Annotated in this window: 16 protein-coding genes; 9 read left to right on the forward strand and 7 right to left on the reverse strand. The window is 48.0% G+C overall.

All coding sequences use genetic code 11. The annotated features are described in order from the left end of the window. Positions 1–15 precede the first annotated feature (15 nt). Complete coding sequence (tyrS, locus tag HNR50_RS06000; RefSeq protein WP_184744903.1) at positions 16–1230, reverse strand: tyrosine--tRNA ligase; 1215 nt, start codon at positions 1228–1230, stop codon at positions 16–18. Between the two features lie 260 nt (positions 1231–1490). On the opposite strand from tyrS, the gene HNR50_RS06005 reads away from it, so the two are divergent. Together HNR50_RS06005 and HNR50_RS06010 are read left to right on the forward strand one after the other, a co-directional pair. Continuing rightward, on the forward strand, positions 1491–2648 hold the full coding sequence (locus HNR50_RS06005; RefSeq protein ID WP_184744905.1) for a GGDEF domain-containing protein: 1158 nt from the start codon (positions 1491–1493) through the stop codon (positions 2646–2648). Positions 2649–2761: 113 nt separating this feature from the next. Next, positions 2762–4546: a methyl-accepting chemotaxis protein gene (locus HNR50_RS06010; RefSeq protein WP_184744907.1), complete on the forward strand. Its 1785-nt coding sequence runs from the start codon at positions 2762–2764 to the stop codon at positions 4544–4546. Here the strand turns inward: HNR50_RS06010 and HNR50_RS06015 are convergent. Genes HNR50_RS06015 through HNR50_RS06025 form a run of 3 tightly spaced genes read right to left on the reverse strand, consistent with a single transcriptional unit; the run spans position 4536 to position 7414 of the window. After that, positions 4536–5372, reverse strand: a complete 837-nt coding sequence (locus HNR50_RS06015; protein ID WP_184744909.1) for a GNAT family N-acetyltransferase — start codon at positions 5370–5372, stop codon at positions 4536–4538. The two genes, HNR50_RS06010 and HNR50_RS06015, sit on opposite strands and share 11 nt — an antisense overlap. 11 nt (positions 5373–5383) lie before the next feature. Beyond that, the gene (locus HNR50_RS06020; RefSeq protein ID WP_184746284.1) at positions 5384–5659 is read right to left on the reverse strand and encodes an isochorismatase family protein; all 276 of its coding nucleotides are present in this window, start codon (positions 5657–5659) and stop codon (positions 5384–5386) included. 9 nt (positions 5660–5668) lie between these two features. Continuing rightward, positions 5669–7414: a DUF885 domain-containing protein gene (locus tag HNR50_RS06025; protein WP_184744911.1), complete on the reverse strand. Its 1746-nt coding sequence runs from the start codon at positions 7412–7414 to the stop codon at positions 5669–5671. A 79-nt stretch (positions 7415–7493) separates the two neighbouring features. On the opposite strand from HNR50_RS06025, the gene HNR50_RS06030 reads away from it, so the two are divergent. From HNR50_RS06030 to HNR50_RS06045, 4 genes are all read left to right on the forward strand, one after another. After that, a complete protein-coding gene (locus tag HNR50_RS06030) occupies positions 7494–8399 on the forward strand; it encodes a helix-turn-helix transcriptional regulator (protein ID WP_184744913.1) in 906 nt (301 codons plus the stop codon). Positions 8400–8519: 120 nt separating this feature from the next. Next, positions 8520–8681: a hypothetical protein gene (locus HNR50_RS06035; protein ID WP_184744915.1), complete on the forward strand. Its 162-nt coding sequence runs from the start codon at positions 8520–8522 to the stop codon at positions 8679–8681. A 92-nt stretch (positions 8682–8773) separates the two neighbouring features. After that, positions 8774–10126: an MATE family efflux transporter gene (locus HNR50_RS06040; RefSeq protein WP_184744917.1), complete on the forward strand. Its 1353-nt coding sequence runs from the start codon at positions 8774–8776 to the stop codon at positions 10124–10126. Beyond that, the gene (locus tag HNR50_RS06045) at positions 10123–10704 is read left to right on the forward strand and encodes an isochorismatase family protein (protein WP_184744919.1); all 582 of its coding nucleotides are present in this window, start codon (positions 10123–10125) and stop codon (positions 10702–10704) included. The genes HNR50_RS06040 and HNR50_RS06045 overlap by 4 nt, the downstream gene beginning before the upstream one ends. A 13-nt stretch (positions 10705–10717) precedes the next feature. On the opposite strand, the gene HNR50_RS06050 is transcribed toward HNR50_RS06045, so the two are convergent. Beyond that, the gene (locus HNR50_RS06050; protein WP_184744922.1) at positions 10718–11584 is read right to left on the reverse strand and encodes a DMT family transporter; all 867 of its coding nucleotides are present in this window, start codon (positions 11582–11584) and stop codon (positions 10718–10720) included. A gap of 66 nt (positions 11585–11650) precedes the next feature. Here HNR50_RS06050 and HNR50_RS06055 point away from each other — a divergent pair, with 66 nt between their 5' ends. Both HNR50_RS06055 and HNR50_RS06060 read left to right on the forward strand, forming a co-directional pair. Next, positions 11651–12688 carry a LacI family DNA-binding transcriptional regulator gene (locus HNR50_RS06055; protein WP_184744924.1) on the forward strand — a complete coding sequence of 346 codons (1038 nt, stop codon included), beginning with the start codon at positions 11651–11653 and terminating at the stop codon, positions 12686–12688. 9 nt (positions 12689–12697) lie between these two features. After that, positions 12698–13819, forward strand: coding sequence for a 4Fe-4S binding protein (locus tag HNR50_RS06060; RefSeq protein WP_184746286.1), 1122 nt, complete (start codon positions 12698–12700; stop codon positions 13817–13819). On the opposite strand, the gene HNR50_RS06065 is transcribed toward HNR50_RS06060, so the two are convergent. Together HNR50_RS06065 and HNR50_RS06070 are read right to left on the reverse strand one after the other, a co-directional pair. Then, positions 13797–14648, reverse strand: a complete 852-nt coding sequence (locus HNR50_RS06065; RefSeq protein WP_184744926.1) for an oxamate carbamoyltransferase subunit AllH family protein — start codon at positions 14646–14648, stop codon at positions 13797–13799. The genes HNR50_RS06060 and HNR50_RS06065 overlap by 23 nt on opposite strands. Next, positions 14626–15870, reverse strand: coding sequence for a uracil-xanthine permease family protein (locus HNR50_RS06070; RefSeq protein ID WP_184744928.1), 1245 nt, complete (start codon positions 15868–15870; stop codon positions 14626–14628). Before HNR50_RS06070 ends, HNR50_RS06065 begins: the two co-directional genes overlap by 23 nt. Before the next feature lie 184 nt (positions 15871–16054). Between HNR50_RS06070 and HNR50_RS06075 the strand changes: the two genes are divergently transcribed. After that, complete coding sequence (locus tag HNR50_RS06075; protein ID WP_184744929.1) at positions 16055–16936, forward strand: FAD binding domain-containing protein; 882 nt, start codon at positions 16055–16057, stop codon at positions 16934–16936. Positions 16937–16942 lie beyond the last annotated feature (6 nt).

Below are 16942 nucleotides of genomic sequence, written 5' to 3' on the forward strand. Positions count from 1 at the left end.
ACAAGCCTCCGAGGTTTATCTTCCCTTTACCTTCAGGTATTTCCGTTTGCCCGCTTTAATAATTATAAAAGTGTCAATTACAGGTCTCAATATGAAATCCGGATCTCTGACCGGGTCGCCATCAATTTTCAATCCCCCCTGGATAATCAGCCTTCTCGCTTCGCTTATGGAAGGAAGGAGTCCTGATTCTTTTAAAATACCGGTGATCTTCATCCCCTTAGGATCTATGAAAAATAGGGGAATCTCTTCCGGGAGCTCGCGGCGGCTGAATTGACTGATAAAACCAAGACGGCACCTTTCCGCTTTTTCAGTTCCGTGATAGAGACTGACGATTTCAGAAGCGAGTTCCATTTTTACATCTCTCGGATTTTCCTTCTCCAACCTCACTTTCAGAAGGCTCAGCTCTTGGCTGCTTCGCTGTGCCGCCAGGGAAAACCAGGGAAGGATAAGATCATCTTTAATTGACATGACTTTTCCGAACATATCCTGCGGATCGGCATCGACCGGAATGTGATTGCCGAAACTCTTGGACATTTTCCTCCCGTCTGTTCCCTCCAGCAGAGGCATAAAGAGAGCGGCCTGAGGAGTCATCCCTCTGTTTTTCTGCAGATCCCTGCCGCAGAGAATGTTGAATTTCTGATCCATCCCGCCAAGTTCTACATCGGATTTTATCAGCAGGGAATCCCATGCCTGAAGGACGGGATAAAATAATTCATGGAGAGAGAGTCTGTCTCCTTTCTCCAGTCGTTTCCTGAATGTTTCATGGGTCAACATATGGGCTGTCGAAAAAGCTGATGCCGTGTTCAGAATGTCCTGAAGAGTCAGCGAGTCAAAACCCTCGCTCTGGAAATGGACTTCCGTTTTCGATTCATCGACGATTTTGAAAATCTGATCTCTGTAGGTTCGGCTGTTCCTGAGTACATCTTCTTCAGACAAGGGCGCCCTTTCCCTATTGCGGCCCGTGGGGTCTCCGATCCTCGCTGTGTAATCTCCGATTACAAGGACGGCTTTATGACCCAGATCCTGAAACTGCCTGAGTTTTCCGTATATCACCATATGGCCGATGTGCACATGAGGAGATGTCGGATCGATGCCAACCTTCACTCTGAGAGGCTCTCCTTTCAGCAGAGAGTGGCTAATTTTCTCCCTCAACTCGTTCTCCGGAATGATTTCAACTGTGCCCGAAGATAATATCTTCATCTGCCTTTCCACTTCTGTCTTCAGATTCATGTTATGCCTCCCTGGAATATCGAAAAAAAAAGACCCGCAGGCCGAAACCTGCGGGTCTGAAATTGCTCACAAAATGAAATTACAATTTCTGCAGTATTGGCCAATACAGGTCTTGATAGAGGTAATAATAGCTGTTTGCGAATATCACAGAAATTTTCATAGGAACAGATTAATGCAGGGAACAGCCTTAATCAAGGTATTTATTTCAGTTTTTCCTTTTTCTATTCGATTTATCCTTTTCAACCTTTTAGAATAAAAGTATGCAATTTCCCGATATTAAAACCCTGGGTCTCGTGGCCATGATTATTTCTTTTCTTATCTCGGGCGGTTTGTTCCGGTTCGCTTTCGGCAATCGCCGGTTTATAAGTATCCGCTTATTCGCTTACGGAGACCTCCTGCTGCTGGCCGGGCTTCTTCTCTCTTCTTTCAAACCGGTCATTCCCGACGTCATTTCTCTGGCGGGAAGCAACGGATTGATACTTCTCGCTTTTGTATTCTTCATTTCAGGAACGACTTCATTTCTGCGGATTCTTTTTCCCCTTCAATGGCTGCACTGGTTTCTGCTCGCATTGATTGCGGGCGCCCTGGTTTATATAACAATGTTTGACATGCCGGCGCTCCCGGCTATCATTCTTATAAATTCTTTTATCCTGGGAGAATCGGTCTACGGTGCCCTCCTCTTCATCCGCGACGGCCGAAAAGGGCTTTCAAGCCAGAAAAACAGTATGGCCTCAGGCTTTACTGTCATAGCCCTGTATGCCCTGCTAAGAATTGTAATGGCTATTCTGGAACAGAAGACGGGAAGACTCATTGATCCCGATCTTCTTTTCGCCGTCTATTTTATTGTTCTCATTTTCTTCCTCATCAATTCGGGTTTTTCTCTCATATGGATCGCCGGTGCTGTTCTGGAAGAGGATCTGGACAGACGGGCGCGCCTCGATCCGCTCACCGGAGCTTTAAACCGCAGAGCCTTTCTCGATGAATTGAATCGCGAGATCGCCCGCTCCAAGCGGCAGAGTCTTACCTTTTCTCTGATAATGGGAGATATCGATCACTTTAAGGAGATCAATGATCGGAACGGTCATCTGGCCGGTGATTCGGTGCTTATGGCTTTCAAGGCACTTGTTGAGCAGAATCTGAGAATCAATGATGTTCTTTCGCGGTACGGAGAGGAGGAGTTCATGATCCTGCTTCCCGACACGGAGAAAAAGAACGCCGTTGAAACAGCCGAACGGATCAGAAAAATAGTCGAAATAAACAATCATCCCTTCAATGGTCAGGATATACGGTTTACAGTCAGTTTCGGGGTGACGTCTTTCGATATGGATGCTCAGAACAAAGATGAATTACTGGAAAACACCGATATCGCTCTCTATGAAGCCAAAGCGAAAGGACGCAACAGGGTAGAATTCAAATAATGTTGACAGATAATATAAATCTTTCTAATATTAATGCCACTGTTTCTCCTGAGAGAAAAGCATTTTCCCTTCATTTAAAAAAGTGCCGTTAAATTTATTTACGGAGTTTCATTATGAGATTGAGTCTTGGTTTAAAAATCGGCTCCTCACTGATTCTCATCCTTCTCGTTTTTATCATTTCATCCTTTCTGATTATGAAAGGTGTGATAGGTTTGCGGGACGGAATGGATGAGAGCCTCAACAAGAGCGAACAGATGAATATGCTTTATCGCTATAATAATATGACGACCAGAGTTCTGCTCTCGGCCCGGAATCTGATTATTGCTCCCGAATCTGTTAAAACAGATCAATTCCGAAGTCAGTTCGATTCTTTGAAAAGCGAGATCCACACCCTCATGTCGGAATTTCTTGATTTGCAGGAATCGGCAGATGACCGGAACAGCGCTATCAGAATTTTCGGAGGATCGTCGGATCTGATCGAGCTTATAGAGAATTCTCTCGTCACTCCTTTGCAGAATGGGGAAACAGTCAATTTCGGTCTCGTTTCCGACGCGCTTGATCAGAGGGCCGCCGTTCTGACCGATATCGATAAGCAGATAGAAAAACTGGAACAGGAACGAATAGCCATAGCCGACAGGACCCGATTGCTCGCTGGCCGGGAAGTGCGCAATGCCCTCATATCCATTTCCGCTGCGGTTCTTCTCGTTTTCAGTTTATCGCTCATTCTTATCCGGATCATCGTCACTCCCGTGAAGAGGACGGCCCGCCGTCTCAGGAAGATTGCCGAGGGGGAAGGGGATCTTACCAGTCTCCTCACCGTAACCTCCCGGGATGAACTGGGGGATCTGGCCGGGCATTTCAACAGTTTCCTGGAAAGGCTTAAGGGAATCGTTCTCAATATTAAAGACGGTGCGGAAGTCAATCTCGAACTGGAAAAGCAGCTTGTCTCTTCGGGAGACAGAACTGTGGAATCCATAAACCATATCAGAGAAAGCCTGGACAGCATCACCGGTCAGATCGATCAGTTCAGCAGAACCATTGACGGTTCCATAACGGTTGTCCGGCAGATCAGCGCCAATATTACCTCTCTCAACACTCAGGCTGCCGAACAGTCCGCCATGGCTGAGGAATCTTCAGCCGCGGTAACACAAATGATCGCTTCAATGGAAAATGTGGCCCTTATTACGGAAAAGAAAAAAGATGCGGCGGCGTATCTGACAGACAACGCCTTAAAAGGGCGGGAAATGCTCGATGAAACCGTGGGAGCCGTAGAGGAAATCTACAGCAATATCGATGATATTTCCGCTATGACCGATATTATTTCCGGGATAGCTTCCCAGACGAATCTGCTGTCAATGAATGCCGCCATAGAAGCGGCACATGCAGGAGATGCCGGCAAGGGATTCGCCGTCGTAGCTGATGAAATACGGAAACTGGCGGAAACAACCGGGGAGAACTCAACGGAAATCGCCAAAGTTCTTCAGAAAGTCATAGAGAAAATAAAATCAGCTGTGGATATGAGCGGAAAAACCCAGTCCGCCTTTGAAACCATAGAACGGGAAATCAGCGATGTTATCTCCGCACTCGATGAAATCAGCACAAGTACCCATGAATTGAAAAGCGGCGGAGGACAGATTCTTGAAGCTATGACCGTTCTGCGTGATTCATCGGTATCTGTGAAAAATTCTGTTGATGATATCGATAAGGGGTCCGATGAGATGGAGGAATCCATGGGATCGGTTCGCCACCTTTCAGACCTTGTCATTCAGGAGATAGAAGGGATTGGAACCGGAATGGAAAGCATTAAGGCCGCTGCTGATGAAGTGAGAACCATCTCGTCGAAAATGAGTGAGTCCGTATCGGTTATGGCTGAAGAAGTCAACAAATTCAAAACCTGAGATCGAGGTACATTTCTTCCTGACGGATCGGCTCCCGGCGGAAACCGTTATTCTCATAGAATCCTTCAAGGCCGGGGTTGTCGGGGAAGCTGACAGTCAGTTTTTCTTTTCCCTGAGCGAAGGAAGCGATAAGCGATAAGGCATAGCCCCTCCGCCTGTAGGGCTCTGCCACGTAGAGAAATTGTATTCTCCTGTCTTTATGGGCGATTCCCGCTACGGGGAATCCGTTTTCCCGTATACCGGAGAACTCGGCGCCTTCCTTTTCCAGGTATTCCATTTCATTCTGCCAGTTCCAGTGAACCCCGGATTCCGACCTCAGGGATCTTATCTCTTCAGGTGTCAGAGTTTCTATAGGGGATGATATGGATGGGGAGCTTATCTCTCCGGGATTCTCACAGAGGAAATAGTGAAGATGGTGCCTGGTCTCATAACCCGCCTTGCGGTAGAATGCCAGAGCCCGGTCATTACCTTCGATGCACTCCAGAAAGAGCTGGTCGCAACCTGATTCAAGAGCCGTTTGCCTGTGCTGCTCCAGAAGCCCGGCAGCCACTTTTTTTCTACGGTATTCCGGAACGACGCACATGGTTCCGCAGCGCATGGTTTTCAGACCGTCAAAACTGCGGATTCCTCCCAGGACGAGACCTGCCGGCTTCCCATCTTCGAGCGCCAGCCATGAGAGTTCCCGCCTGTTGCCTTCGGCACCGAAAAAGTGATCGAAGAAAAAATCCTCCGACATGTCAAACTTGATAATGTAATCAGAGAATCCCCTGCTGAAAGCTTCAAATATCTGATGATCCGCTGCTTGGCTGCATTTGACAAAGTCCATTGATAAAACCCCTATCTTTTTGAAAAACTTATCTCTTCGGTTTTCATTATCAGCAGATTCTCATATTTTGCCAACTGATTATTCAGATCATCGGCTTTACCCCGAATCTGATCGGCATGAGCGTCAGAGGCAACTATGGTTTGATAGCCGAGACGGTAGGCTTCTCTCACCGTAGCGCCGTAACAGCCCGAGGAGGCCAGTCCCGCAAGAACCAAGCGGTCGATTTTTTTTCCGTCGAGAATTTCTTTCAGCTCTGTGCCGGAAATAATACGATAGAAAACAGTAATATGAGAATTCTATTCATTGGGGAAAATCTCCTCCTTCAGAATGGCAAGAGGCATGGGGCCGTTGTTTATAATCCGGTCATGATGGGATTTATAGTCGAAACGATCTCCCCGGCGGCTTTTCTCCTCATCGAGTATATTGCGCAACTCAAGAAATCCGCTGTAATAGGATGCCGCCTGTCCGGGCCATACCAGATACCGGTATACCTGATTTGTAGAAAAACCTTTGTCGAACCCTGTATTTTCCATAAAGAATTCTGTTGCTTTTCCCATATCCCAACCATATAAGTGAAGGCCTGTGTCGACGACAAGGCGCGCGGCCCGGAATGCCTGCGCCTGCAGATATCCTAGACGTGCCGGAATATCATCACCGTAATAGCCTGTTTCATCCATCAGGTACTCGGAATAAAGGGCCCATCCTTCCAGATAACCTGTAAAAAAAGCCTGTCTCCGGAACAGGGGCAGATCCATCGATCCCGCAAGGGATATCTGGTAGTGGTGCCCCGGGTAAGTTTCATGAAAGGTCAGAGTCGGCAGTGTGAAAGAACCGACAGTCCCTGTTGAGGCATAAAAAACACCGGGACGGGAATTGTCATAAGACGGAGGAATATAAAAACCGCCGAAGCTGTCCGCTTTTACTTCGATTCCCGATGGAGGGAACTGTGAGAAATAGCCTTTCATCCAGTCCATGGCTTCGCTGATTAGTCTGCGGTGTTCTTCCACAACCTCATTCCCCGACAGTTTTTGGTTATTTCTTTCCAGATTTCTATATAATTCGCTGACGGTGAAGCTCTTATCATAACCCAGCCGGCCGAATAGATCTTTCATCTCCTCATGGATGTTTCTGAGCTCCTCCAGGCCTGTTTCATGTATTTCCCGGGGGCTCATAGTGCTGCTGCTGTGGTGCTTTAAGGCATATTCGTAAAAAGCTTTGCCGTCGGGAAGATGAACCACTCCCGTTTCACCCGGAGCTGAAGTCTGCTGACTGATGAGCTTGTTTTCCAGAAGTTTGTATCCGGGAATAACAGACTCCCGGCAGGCTTCTTCCGCTTCGGTCAGTAAAGCCCTTTTCCGGGCTTCATCTATTCCGGCTTGTGTCAGTTTTTTTTCAAATGCAGTGTAAAAGGTGCAGTTCGAAGGTTTCTGGCGGCTGACCGATCTAAGACTGTTCAGAGCCGCTCCGGATAGAGAAAGCGGCAGAATAATCCCTTTTTCCTCCTGAATTTCCAGTTGCCTCTCAATTTGTTTCATTTTGGGCAAGACGGCTTTCAGTCTGCTGATATATTTTTCCGCATCGACGGGAGAATTGACGGGAATAATCTCTGTAAAGAACTGTTCCGTCGAAACATTGATTCCCGTAAGCATATAATGGACCAGGTAATTGTGATGCCTGAATTTCTGCCCCTCCACAAGATCTTCGATGTAATAGCGATAAATGTGGTAGGATATTTCATCCTCTTCGGTCAATTTTCCGGGGTCATAACCGTCCAGCCCGGAGAGAATTTCCCTTTCCAGCTTTTCCCGTTGTTTAAGAAAGTCCTCATCCCAGTTGTCCAGTTCCCTTCCGTCCAGACCTAACTCTCTATCCAGTCCCAGTTCGGTTACCATTTCGGGATAGGTCTTTAATAACGCGCTGTATGTCCGGTCAAGATACTCACTGAATGTCAAACCGCTGAAGTCATATGATTTTTCAAAATGGCTTTCGCAGGACAATAAAACGACAATAATCGCCACAAGGCTAATACTTCTGATTTTCATTATTTCCTCCATTTCCAGAGTAGGTCCAAAATGAAAATCCGTCCTTTGAACTTTGGTTCCGATGGCTTAAAATGCCTTTATGGTTCATTTTATTTTTCTGGTACAGGTATTAACTCTGATTCTGGCCTTTGCCGTACTAGCCATTCTCATTCAGAACTATCTGATGCACAGAAACAGGACTATTATTTTTTTTCTCATTGCTGTCACGCTTATTATGGCCAGAACCGTTATTTTCGCTTTGGCGCGTTATGGGGATCTCAGCCGTTTCTATATCTTTTCCGTGCGGTTTTCCTCACATCCCCGCGGGGGACTGGTTTACTGTTCACTCGTTTACCTGTCCCACTTATTTTTACTGATGGGAATGGGCCGTTTATCAGGGAAAAAAGTGCCATTCCCCTTTTATCTGGGAATCGCCTTTTTTGCCATCTTTTCCATACTGGCCTATATTCAGTTATTGAGCGGGAACCCGCTCTTTTTCATTCCCTATTCTCTGAGAAATGTCACGGGGGTTTCTGTCATCCCCATTCTGTCCGTAAAGGGAATCATATTGTTATGCTGTCTGCTGAGAGTTTTCCGGGGAGAAAAGGATCTCCTGCTTAATGCTTTTCTCCTCCTTCAGTCTTTCGGTCAGGCTGCCGACGGCCTTTTTTATGCTTTTGAATTGTTGAGACCGGTCACTCTCGTCCTTTCTCTGGTTTTGCCCTATACGGCATATTTGTTCCTGCTTCCATCGCTTCTCCGCAGGAAATGGAATAATCCTGAAGAGGGACGAGTCTCATTGTTTCCCGGTGAATTTGCTGATTTGTATCATCTGACAGATGAGGAAAAGGAGATCGCAATCGCCATCGGTGAGGGGAAAAGCAATAAAGAAATAGCCTTTGAGAGAAACACAACGCTGAGTATCATTAAGCACAGGATATATCAGCTCTATAAAAAATGCGGTATAAACAGCCGGTGGGAGCTTCTGAAATTATTAAAAGGATGATTCTTTTTTTACAAAAAGATTCAAAAATGTATTAATAAAAAATTATCTTGCATCGGGGAAAAAACGGGTGGATAATAATTCAATAAAGATTTATTCATTATTCTTTGCGGAGGATCTATTATGCCTGACAAGAATGAAACCAATCAGGGAACCAATTCTGTAACTATCTGCCCGGTTTGCAAAAAACCTTTGACTTACGCACCGGAGAATCTTGTGGACAGACGTTCCTATTACTATTGTGATGAATGCGGCTGGTATCGCGAAGAAGCCGGACACGAGTAAGAATCACAATAAATTATTTATCTCATTTGTTTTTGTCTTCAATTTCGGTGATTTTATCTGGACAATAAGCGCTGTAGAATTATACTGAGCTTATGTCTTCCCGAAATACTGATCTCAAAGCATTGCTGACAATAGCTCTTCCCATGATTATTTCCCAGGCGTCGGAAACTGTAATGATGTTCGCTGACCGCCTGTTTCTATCCTGGCTTGGTAAAGCCTATATCTCAGCCGCCATGAGCGGCGGCCTGTCTTCTTTTGTTTTTATGAGTCTCTTTACAGGAACTGTCGGTTATGTCAACGCTCTTTCCGCGCAGTATTACGGTGCCGGAGAAGAGGGCCATTGTGTCCGTACGGTGACACAGGGGGTCAGGCTTTCTCTGTTGTTCTATCCTCTGGGGCTTCTTTTTATTCCTCTGGTTGGCCGGTTCTTCCAGGTGTCAGGGCATTCTCCGGAGCAGATCGTCCTGGAAACTGTCTATTTCCGGATTCTGATGCTGGGCGGGATATTTGCCTTGATAAGGACGGTTTTCGCCGGTTTCTTTCTCGGCATCGGGAAAACCAGAACTGTCATGTTTGCCAATCTGGCGGGTATGCTTATCAATATCCCAGTGAACTATGTTCTCATTTTCGGAAAACTCGGATTTCCCGAAATGGGAATAAGCGGGGCAGCCATAGGCACTCTGGCGGGCAGCTTTCTCATCAGTCTGATTCTTCTTATCGCTTTTCTGAAACATAAAATCTACAGGGAGCATCACAGTCCTCAATTGTGGAAATTCAATAAGCTCATTATGGGAAAACTGCTCCGTTACGGCATGCCTGCGGGAATTGAGTTATTTCTCAATGTCTTTGCTTTCAATCTGTTTGTTCAGATGATGCATTCCTATTCGGCCGATGTGGCGGCGGCGGTGACGATCACCTTCAATTACGATATGGTCGTCTTCATCCCCATGCTGGGATTAGGTTTCGCCATCACGTCCCTGGTGGGGCAGCAGATGGGTGCCGATAATCCCGAAGGGGCCCTGAAGGTTTCCCGTCTGGCTATGAAAGTGGGAGCCCTGTACGGTTTTTCAATGGTTCTTCTCTTTCTTTTTATGGCCGGACCTCTCGTTTCGGTTTTCACCGGCGGACTGTCCGAGTCGGACGGAGCCGTCGTGGCCCTTTCGAAATCCATGCTGCGCCTGGCCTCGATTTATATCATTGCCGATGTTGTCCAGCTGGTTTTTTCCGGAACTCTCCGCGGCGCCGGCGATACGAAATGGGTAATGTATATTTCTGTAGTCATGCACTGGATTCTCGCTTTTATGGCATGGCTTATGATTAAGGTTCTGGTACTCCATCCCCTGGTCGTTTGGCTGGGATTTATCAGTTTTATAGTTCTTCTGGGGTTGTCCATGTTTTTGCGCTACAAATTCGGACCCTGGAAGGAAATGAGGATTATTCAATGATTTGGGACAAAATTTCCAAAGAGAACCTTCTTTTCATTCTCGTTGATTATCAGGAGAAATTCTTTCCGCTGATCAAGGATAAATACCGGGAGACTGCCCAGAAGAATATCATGCTTCTGGTCCGGATGTTCGGACATCTGGGCATCCCCATGATAGGAACGGATCATTACCGGAAAGGGCTGGGGCTGACCGAACAGGAAGTCCTTGACCACTGGTCGGGATACTCCTTTAAAGATAAAATTACATTCAGCGCTTTCGGCAGTGAGGAATTCCGGAAGGATTTTGCCGAAAATGAACGGGATATTGCCGTTGTCTGCGGTCTGGAAACCCATATCTGCGTTCTGCAGACTGTTCTGGATTTGCGGCGGAAGGGGAAGGAGGTTCTCCTCATCAGCGACGGATGTCTTTCTTCCACGACATTGCGGTGGCATAACGGGCTCGACCTGGCCAAGGAAGCCGGCGCTCATATCATGAATGCGGAAACACTGATTTTTTATCTCCTGGAGAGAGCCGGCACACCGGATTTTAAATTCCTGGTCAAACTCCTCAAGGACTCATCGGAAGCGGAGAGCCAATAAGTCCGGTCTTTTTTCAATTGCTTTTTATGAGCAGGATCGATGCCAGAGTCAGTCCGATGCTCACAAGACGAATCCAGGTGAGCTTTTCTCTGTAAATAATCGATGAAAGGGTTATGGGGATGAGAATCGAAAGAGCCAGAACGGGCTGGACGAGGGACATGTTTCCCGCTGCGAATGCCGACAGCACGAGTCTGTAACCGAAGTAATTGAGAAGACCTATGGCTCCGCCTGTCAGATACACCCCGGCTCCTTTAAAAGCCCTTTTTTTCTCATTCTCACTGGTTCGCTTCATAAAAGTGATCAAAGAGACGATGACCACAATGGAATAGGACAGCATGATATACGATGTGCGGTCCACTCTGGTCGAAGCCATTTTGCCCGCGGTCATGGAAAAAGAAGTGCAGAGCGCGGCCAGCAGAGCAAATCCTATCCCCTTCAGAACAGGATTTTCCGACATTTTAAACTGCTCCGAAGAAATGAGTGCCAGAACGGCAACAGAGAATCCAATGCCCAGCCATTGGTAGGGTGAAGGCGACTCTCCGAAAAAGAGAAGCCCAATGAGTATGACAAAAAGGATATTCGATTTGTTTACGGGAAAGACTATGGAAGCCGGAGCCAGTTTAAGAGCTTTGAATTTGGATAGGGCTCCGAAAGCGAAGAGCGTGCCGTTCGCCAGCGCATAGGGCAGAGCCGGGGCCATTCTGCCGAAACCGGTTCCGCTCAATAAAAGAGTTGCCGCCGCTGATGCAACCACGGTTACGGCTGCGGCCAGGACAACGGCCGGATTGACGTATTGACGCTCCGCGGCAATTTTATAGAGGAAATTCATGATTCCGTAAAACAACGTGGCCGTGAGGCTGTAGATTAACCAGTCGGGCATGGGTTCATGTTATCACATAAAGGCAAATGTGTGGAAAGGGGCCGGAGGTTGTGCTAGTATGAAATCATGCCGAATATACGGGAAGTAGCCAGTAGAGCCGGGGTTTCTGTCGCCACAGTGTCGCGCGTTCTGAACCATCCGGAAAGAGTTTCCCCCAAGACGAAAGAGCATATTGAAGCGATCATGAAGGAGCTGGATTTCTCTCCCAATGTCTTCGCTCGGAGTCTCAACCTCAAAAGATCCAATACGGTGGCTCTGGTCATTCCCGACATCGTCAATCCCCAGTATATGGAAATAGCCCGGGGGGTGGAGCAGGTCGCCCATGAGAAAGGATATAATCTGCTACTCTGCAATACGGAGAAGAACAGAGTCAAAGAACAGGATTATATCCGCATGCTAATTGACAAGAAAATCGATGGCATCATTCTGGCTTTCACTCTCCTGCAGGAACAGGATTTTGATGAGATAAGGCGGAAAAATATTCCCCTGGTTCTTTTCGGGCAGAATATTCTCAATGAAAATATCAACAGCGTCTATTCCGATTTCCGGGAAGGGGCTTTTCTGGCTGTCAGCCATCTTATTAATCTCGGTTTCCGGAAAATAGCCTATATCGGCGGAGACAGTGATCACCTGGAGAACAGGGATAAAACTCTGGGCTATACAGAGGCTCTCCTGAGCGGAGGCCTGACGGTCTCGAAAGAATTGATGATAGAGGGGGCCGATGATGTGGACAGCGGCTATCTGGCTGCTTTGAAACTCCTGAAGCTGACGCCTCCGCCCGATGCCGTTTTCGCCGCCAACGATTTAATGGCTATGGGAGCGGTCGATGCCTTGAAAACGGAAGGACTTCGCATTCCGGAGGATATTTCTGTTATCGGCTACGATAACATCCGCATGGCATCATTGCTCGAACCGAAACTGACCACTGTCTCCTGGCCGGTCTATAAAATGGGGCTCATATCCGCCCGGATTCTCATAGATGAAGTGGAATCGGAAGAGGATAATCCCCAGGCACAGAATATCTATCTCCGGCCGAGATTGAAAATCAGAAAATCCTGCGGACATGAAACGAGGGTCAGCGAAATATTCGATCAGCCTACATAAGGGGGAATTATGGACTTATCCTGCGATCTGATGGGAATCAAACTGAAAAATCCTCTCATACTTTCTTCCGGGCCCATGTCCAGAAGCGGCGAGATGATGATTAAAGCGCTCGAAGCGGGTGCCGGTGCTGTCGTGACCGAGACCATTCTCAACGAGATAAGGCCCAATGTCCGTCCCCGTCTGACAGGGCATGACGGCGCCCTTCAGAATATCCGCCTTTATAGCGAATATTCGCTTGAGGAGTGGAAGCGGCAGATCGGCATGGTGAAAGAGCACGGCGGAATTGTCATTGCCAATATTCTGGCGCACAGTCCCTCGGAAATGGCTTTTCTCGGACGAACCGTGGAGCGATACGGAGCCGATGCACTGGAACTGGGTGTCTCCTCTCCCCATGGAGAGGGGCTTTCCGTTCTGGGCTGCGATCCTCCCAATCTCTACCAGACAGTTAAAAAGGTCGTGGAGTCTGTAAAAATACCTGTCATGGTTAAGTTATCTCCCAATGTGAATAATCTCGCATCCCTGGCTAAAGCCGCGGAAGATGCGGGAGCCCGCGGCATCAGCGCCATTAATACGATCCGTTCAATCCTGGGTGTCGATATCGAATCCATGAGTCCTTATCTTCCCACATACGGCGGATACTCCGGCGATCCGATCCGGCCTATCGGCCTGGGCGCTGTTGCTACTATCTGCCAGACCGTCGAATTGAGCGTTTCCGGTATAGGGGGGATCAGTCAGTTCAATCATCTTCTTGAATACATCATGCTGGGAGCCCGGACCTGCCAGCTTCAGTCGGCTCTTATATTCAAAGGGCTCGGCGTTATCGGAGAAATTCTCGATGGTCTGAGCGCATGGATGGAGAGCAGGGGGTATAACTCTCTCGATGAGTTTAGAGGCAAAGCCCTTAACCGCCTGAAATCCTTTGATGAGATTATTCTGGAACCGAAAGTGGCTATGGTGGCGAGAGAGTGCCCCCGGCCTGACTGTTCTCTCTGTGAGACGGCCTGTGTATACTCAGCCGTTGCCAAGGACCGGCGGGGAAAGATTCAGGTGGATACGGATAGATGTACGGGATGCGGGCTCTGTCTCAGTGTATGTCCCGAATCCTGTTTCACTCTGGAGTGGAAGCGCTGAGTAATTCGTACCAGTAAAAACCGGCCAGGCAATCTCTGCCCGATGTTGATCCGTGTTTCGCTGCGGCCCGGGCGGAAGTTACAATCTCCCCGTCTGATCGGGCTTTATCAATCTGTTCCAGATAACTTAGAATGAAAGCGGGAAAACTCCCCCGCAAAGCCGCGAATAGCATTGTCCGTCCGGGGGCTGTGGTTTTCTCCAGCCGGGCTTCTATTTTCTTAGTATCAATCCGAAGAGGGCGCTGGAGGCTCTGTTCTGCAAGCAGGACTCCTGTTATAAAATCATCACCAGCCGGAGTCAGTCCCTGTCCGAGTCCGATCATCTCTTCCAGCCCTTGAATGACATGATTTCCGTCCGGGCTTATCATCTCTGTTATTTCCCGGGCTTTCCTCTGGAAAATTGTGCGGTCCTTTTTTTTCAGTATGGAGAGAAAACTGTCACCTTCTTCGATCTTTGTTGTCATAATGGCCAGTTCTCTCTTTCTTTTCTCCCTGTCTTGCCGGAGAACGGGAGGGGAGCCTGTCCATAAGGGGGCCCGGCCATAGGAGATACTTGTCCCGTCCAGCATCAGAGAATTCAACTCTGCGGTTTTGAGGGGGGAGAAAGATCTGAGCGGATCACAGGCCGAGAAGAATCCTGGTGCGAGCAGGCTGAAACCTGTCATATTCTTCCGGTCTGAAATGATCGACCAGACCATTCCGCTCTCTTTATGCAGGATATTGATTATGCCTTCATGGCGGGAAAGCTCTGAAAAGGAAAAGAGGCCGCTTTGAATAAAACGGCCTCTCGATTGAGCTTCGATAAGATCAGGCGGCTTCCGCTTTGACATCGGGGATGATCACGTTGAGGATGATTCCCACAACAGCGGCCAGACCGAGTCCGGCGAGGTTGAAGTTGCCCCAGGAGAACTGAGCTCCGCCCATTCCCAGAACGAGCATTGTCGATGAGATAATCAGAATCTTGGGATTGGACAGGTTTATCTGCGCTTCAACCATGTTTCTGACACCGATAGAGGCGATCATTCCGAAGAGAAGGATGGATATTCCTCCGATAACCGGACCGGGAATGGTGACGATGATCGAAGTGAATTTGGGAATGAAAGCCAGAATGATAGCGAATACGGCGGCGATTTCCATAACGACAGGATTGTAGATTCCCGTCAGGGCTACAGCACCTGTGTTTTCGCTGTAAGTCGTGTTAGCCGGGCCTCCCATAAGAGCGGAAACCGATGTGGCGATACCGTCTCCCAGAAGGGTTCTTGTTATACCGGGATCTTTAATGAAATCTTTGCCCACAACATTTCCGATAGCCAGGACGTCACCGAAGTGCTCTACCATGGCGACAATGGATATGGGCACCATGATCGAAATAGCCATTCCGGAGAATTTGGGAGCCATAAAACCGGGAAGACCGATCCAGCTGGCTTCTTTAATAACCGTGTAATCGACAATTCCGAGGATCATAGAGAAAACGTAACCTACCACAAGCGCGAAGAGTACCGGCAGGTTGGAGAGAAACTTCCATCCGAATTTCGGGAAAGCAATTTTTACGAAAACCCCTGAAGCGAAGGTTACCAGAGCGACAAGCCAGGAACCGTTTGTGCCGATTTTCTCAACGACACCGGGAGAGTTGACTCCGCTGGCGTTCTGGATGGCGACTGAGGACAGCATAAGACCGATGAGTATGATCATCGGTCCTGTTACGTGGGGCGGCAGGATTTTATGAAGTGTTTCATACTGTATGAATTTGAAAATGATGGCGACCACAACATAGAGCAGACCGGCGATAACAATTCCCCCTGTTGCATAGGCAAGTCCCTGTTCCGCAGAAACAGCGAAAATACCCGGGAGAAAGGCGAAAGAACTCCCGAGGAACACAGGTACTTTTGCCTTAGTCAGAATGTGAAAAATAATTGTGCCGATACCTGCTGCGAATAAGGTAACGCCAATGTCCAATCCCGTCAGCAGAGGAACTAAAACTGTGGCCCCGAACATGACGAACGTGTGCTGGATTCCCATGATGACGAGTTTCAAATCCAACTTCTTTTCCATAAAACCCTCCGTGAAAATAAATTATATAATTCTAGAGATATCTTACCAAAGTTAGCAAGCAAAAAGCGCAATCTTTTTCTTGTTAAATCTGAATTTCGCAATTATCATGAAAATGTAACTAGTTACATCATAAGGAATGTTATCACGGTTCCGGGTATATGCAAAGAAAAAACAGGAGAAGGTTATGTTGAATTTTGACTATCGGAGACCTGAATCTCTCGTTGAAGCCCTGTCTCTCAGAAAAGAATGGGGTGGAAAATCATCACTGCTGATGGGAGGGACCGATCTCTTCCTGGCCATTGAAGAAGAGGTTCGCCGTCCGGAGCTGCTGATCGATCTGAAGAAAATAGATGAGCTTTCCCGATTGGAAGAGAAGGACGGTTCCGTTCATATCGGAGCGGCTGTCACATACAGCGAACTGATCCGCTCCGATCTTATACACGATAAACTACCGGGTATCTGGGAGTCTTCGCGGCTTGTCGCTTCGGTGGGTATAAGGAATTCAGCCACTATGGTCGGAAACATATGCAATGCCGTGCCTTCGGCGGAAAGCGCCGCTCCTCTGATGGTGCGCGGTGCCATGATTCACATAGCTTCATCTTCCGGCAGCCGGACTGTCCCCGCTGTGGATTTTTTCACCGGACCACGGAGAACCGTGGTGAAAGATGATGAAATTGTAACATCCATCTCTGTTCCCCTCCTGAAAGGAAAATTCGGCGAGTCCTATGTGAAACTGGGCCGTTACCGGGGAGAGGATATCGCTCAGGTCGCCACGGCGGTTCTGGTCGATGAGAAATTGAATTTTGCGATTGCTTACGGGGCGGTCGGTCCTGTTCCCATGCGTATTCCCGGAGCGGAAGCTGTTCTGAAAGGAAAAAAACCGACAGCTGATCTTCTGGATAAAGCCAAAGCTGAAGTTCTCAGTACCGTCACTCCTATTGCGGATATTCGGGCCAGCAGGGAATACAGACTCCATATGTGCGCCGTTATGTTTGAGAAAGCGATTGCTGCTGCTGTTTCCCGCATGGAAACCGGAGCTCCCGCATACGGCGCGAGACTGATCTAGGGAGGT

This window comes from Spirochaeta isovalerica, from assembly GCF_014207565.1.
GTDB lineage: Bacteria > Spirochaetota > Spirochaetia > DSM-2461 > DSM-2461 > Spirochaeta_F > Spirochaeta_F isovalerica.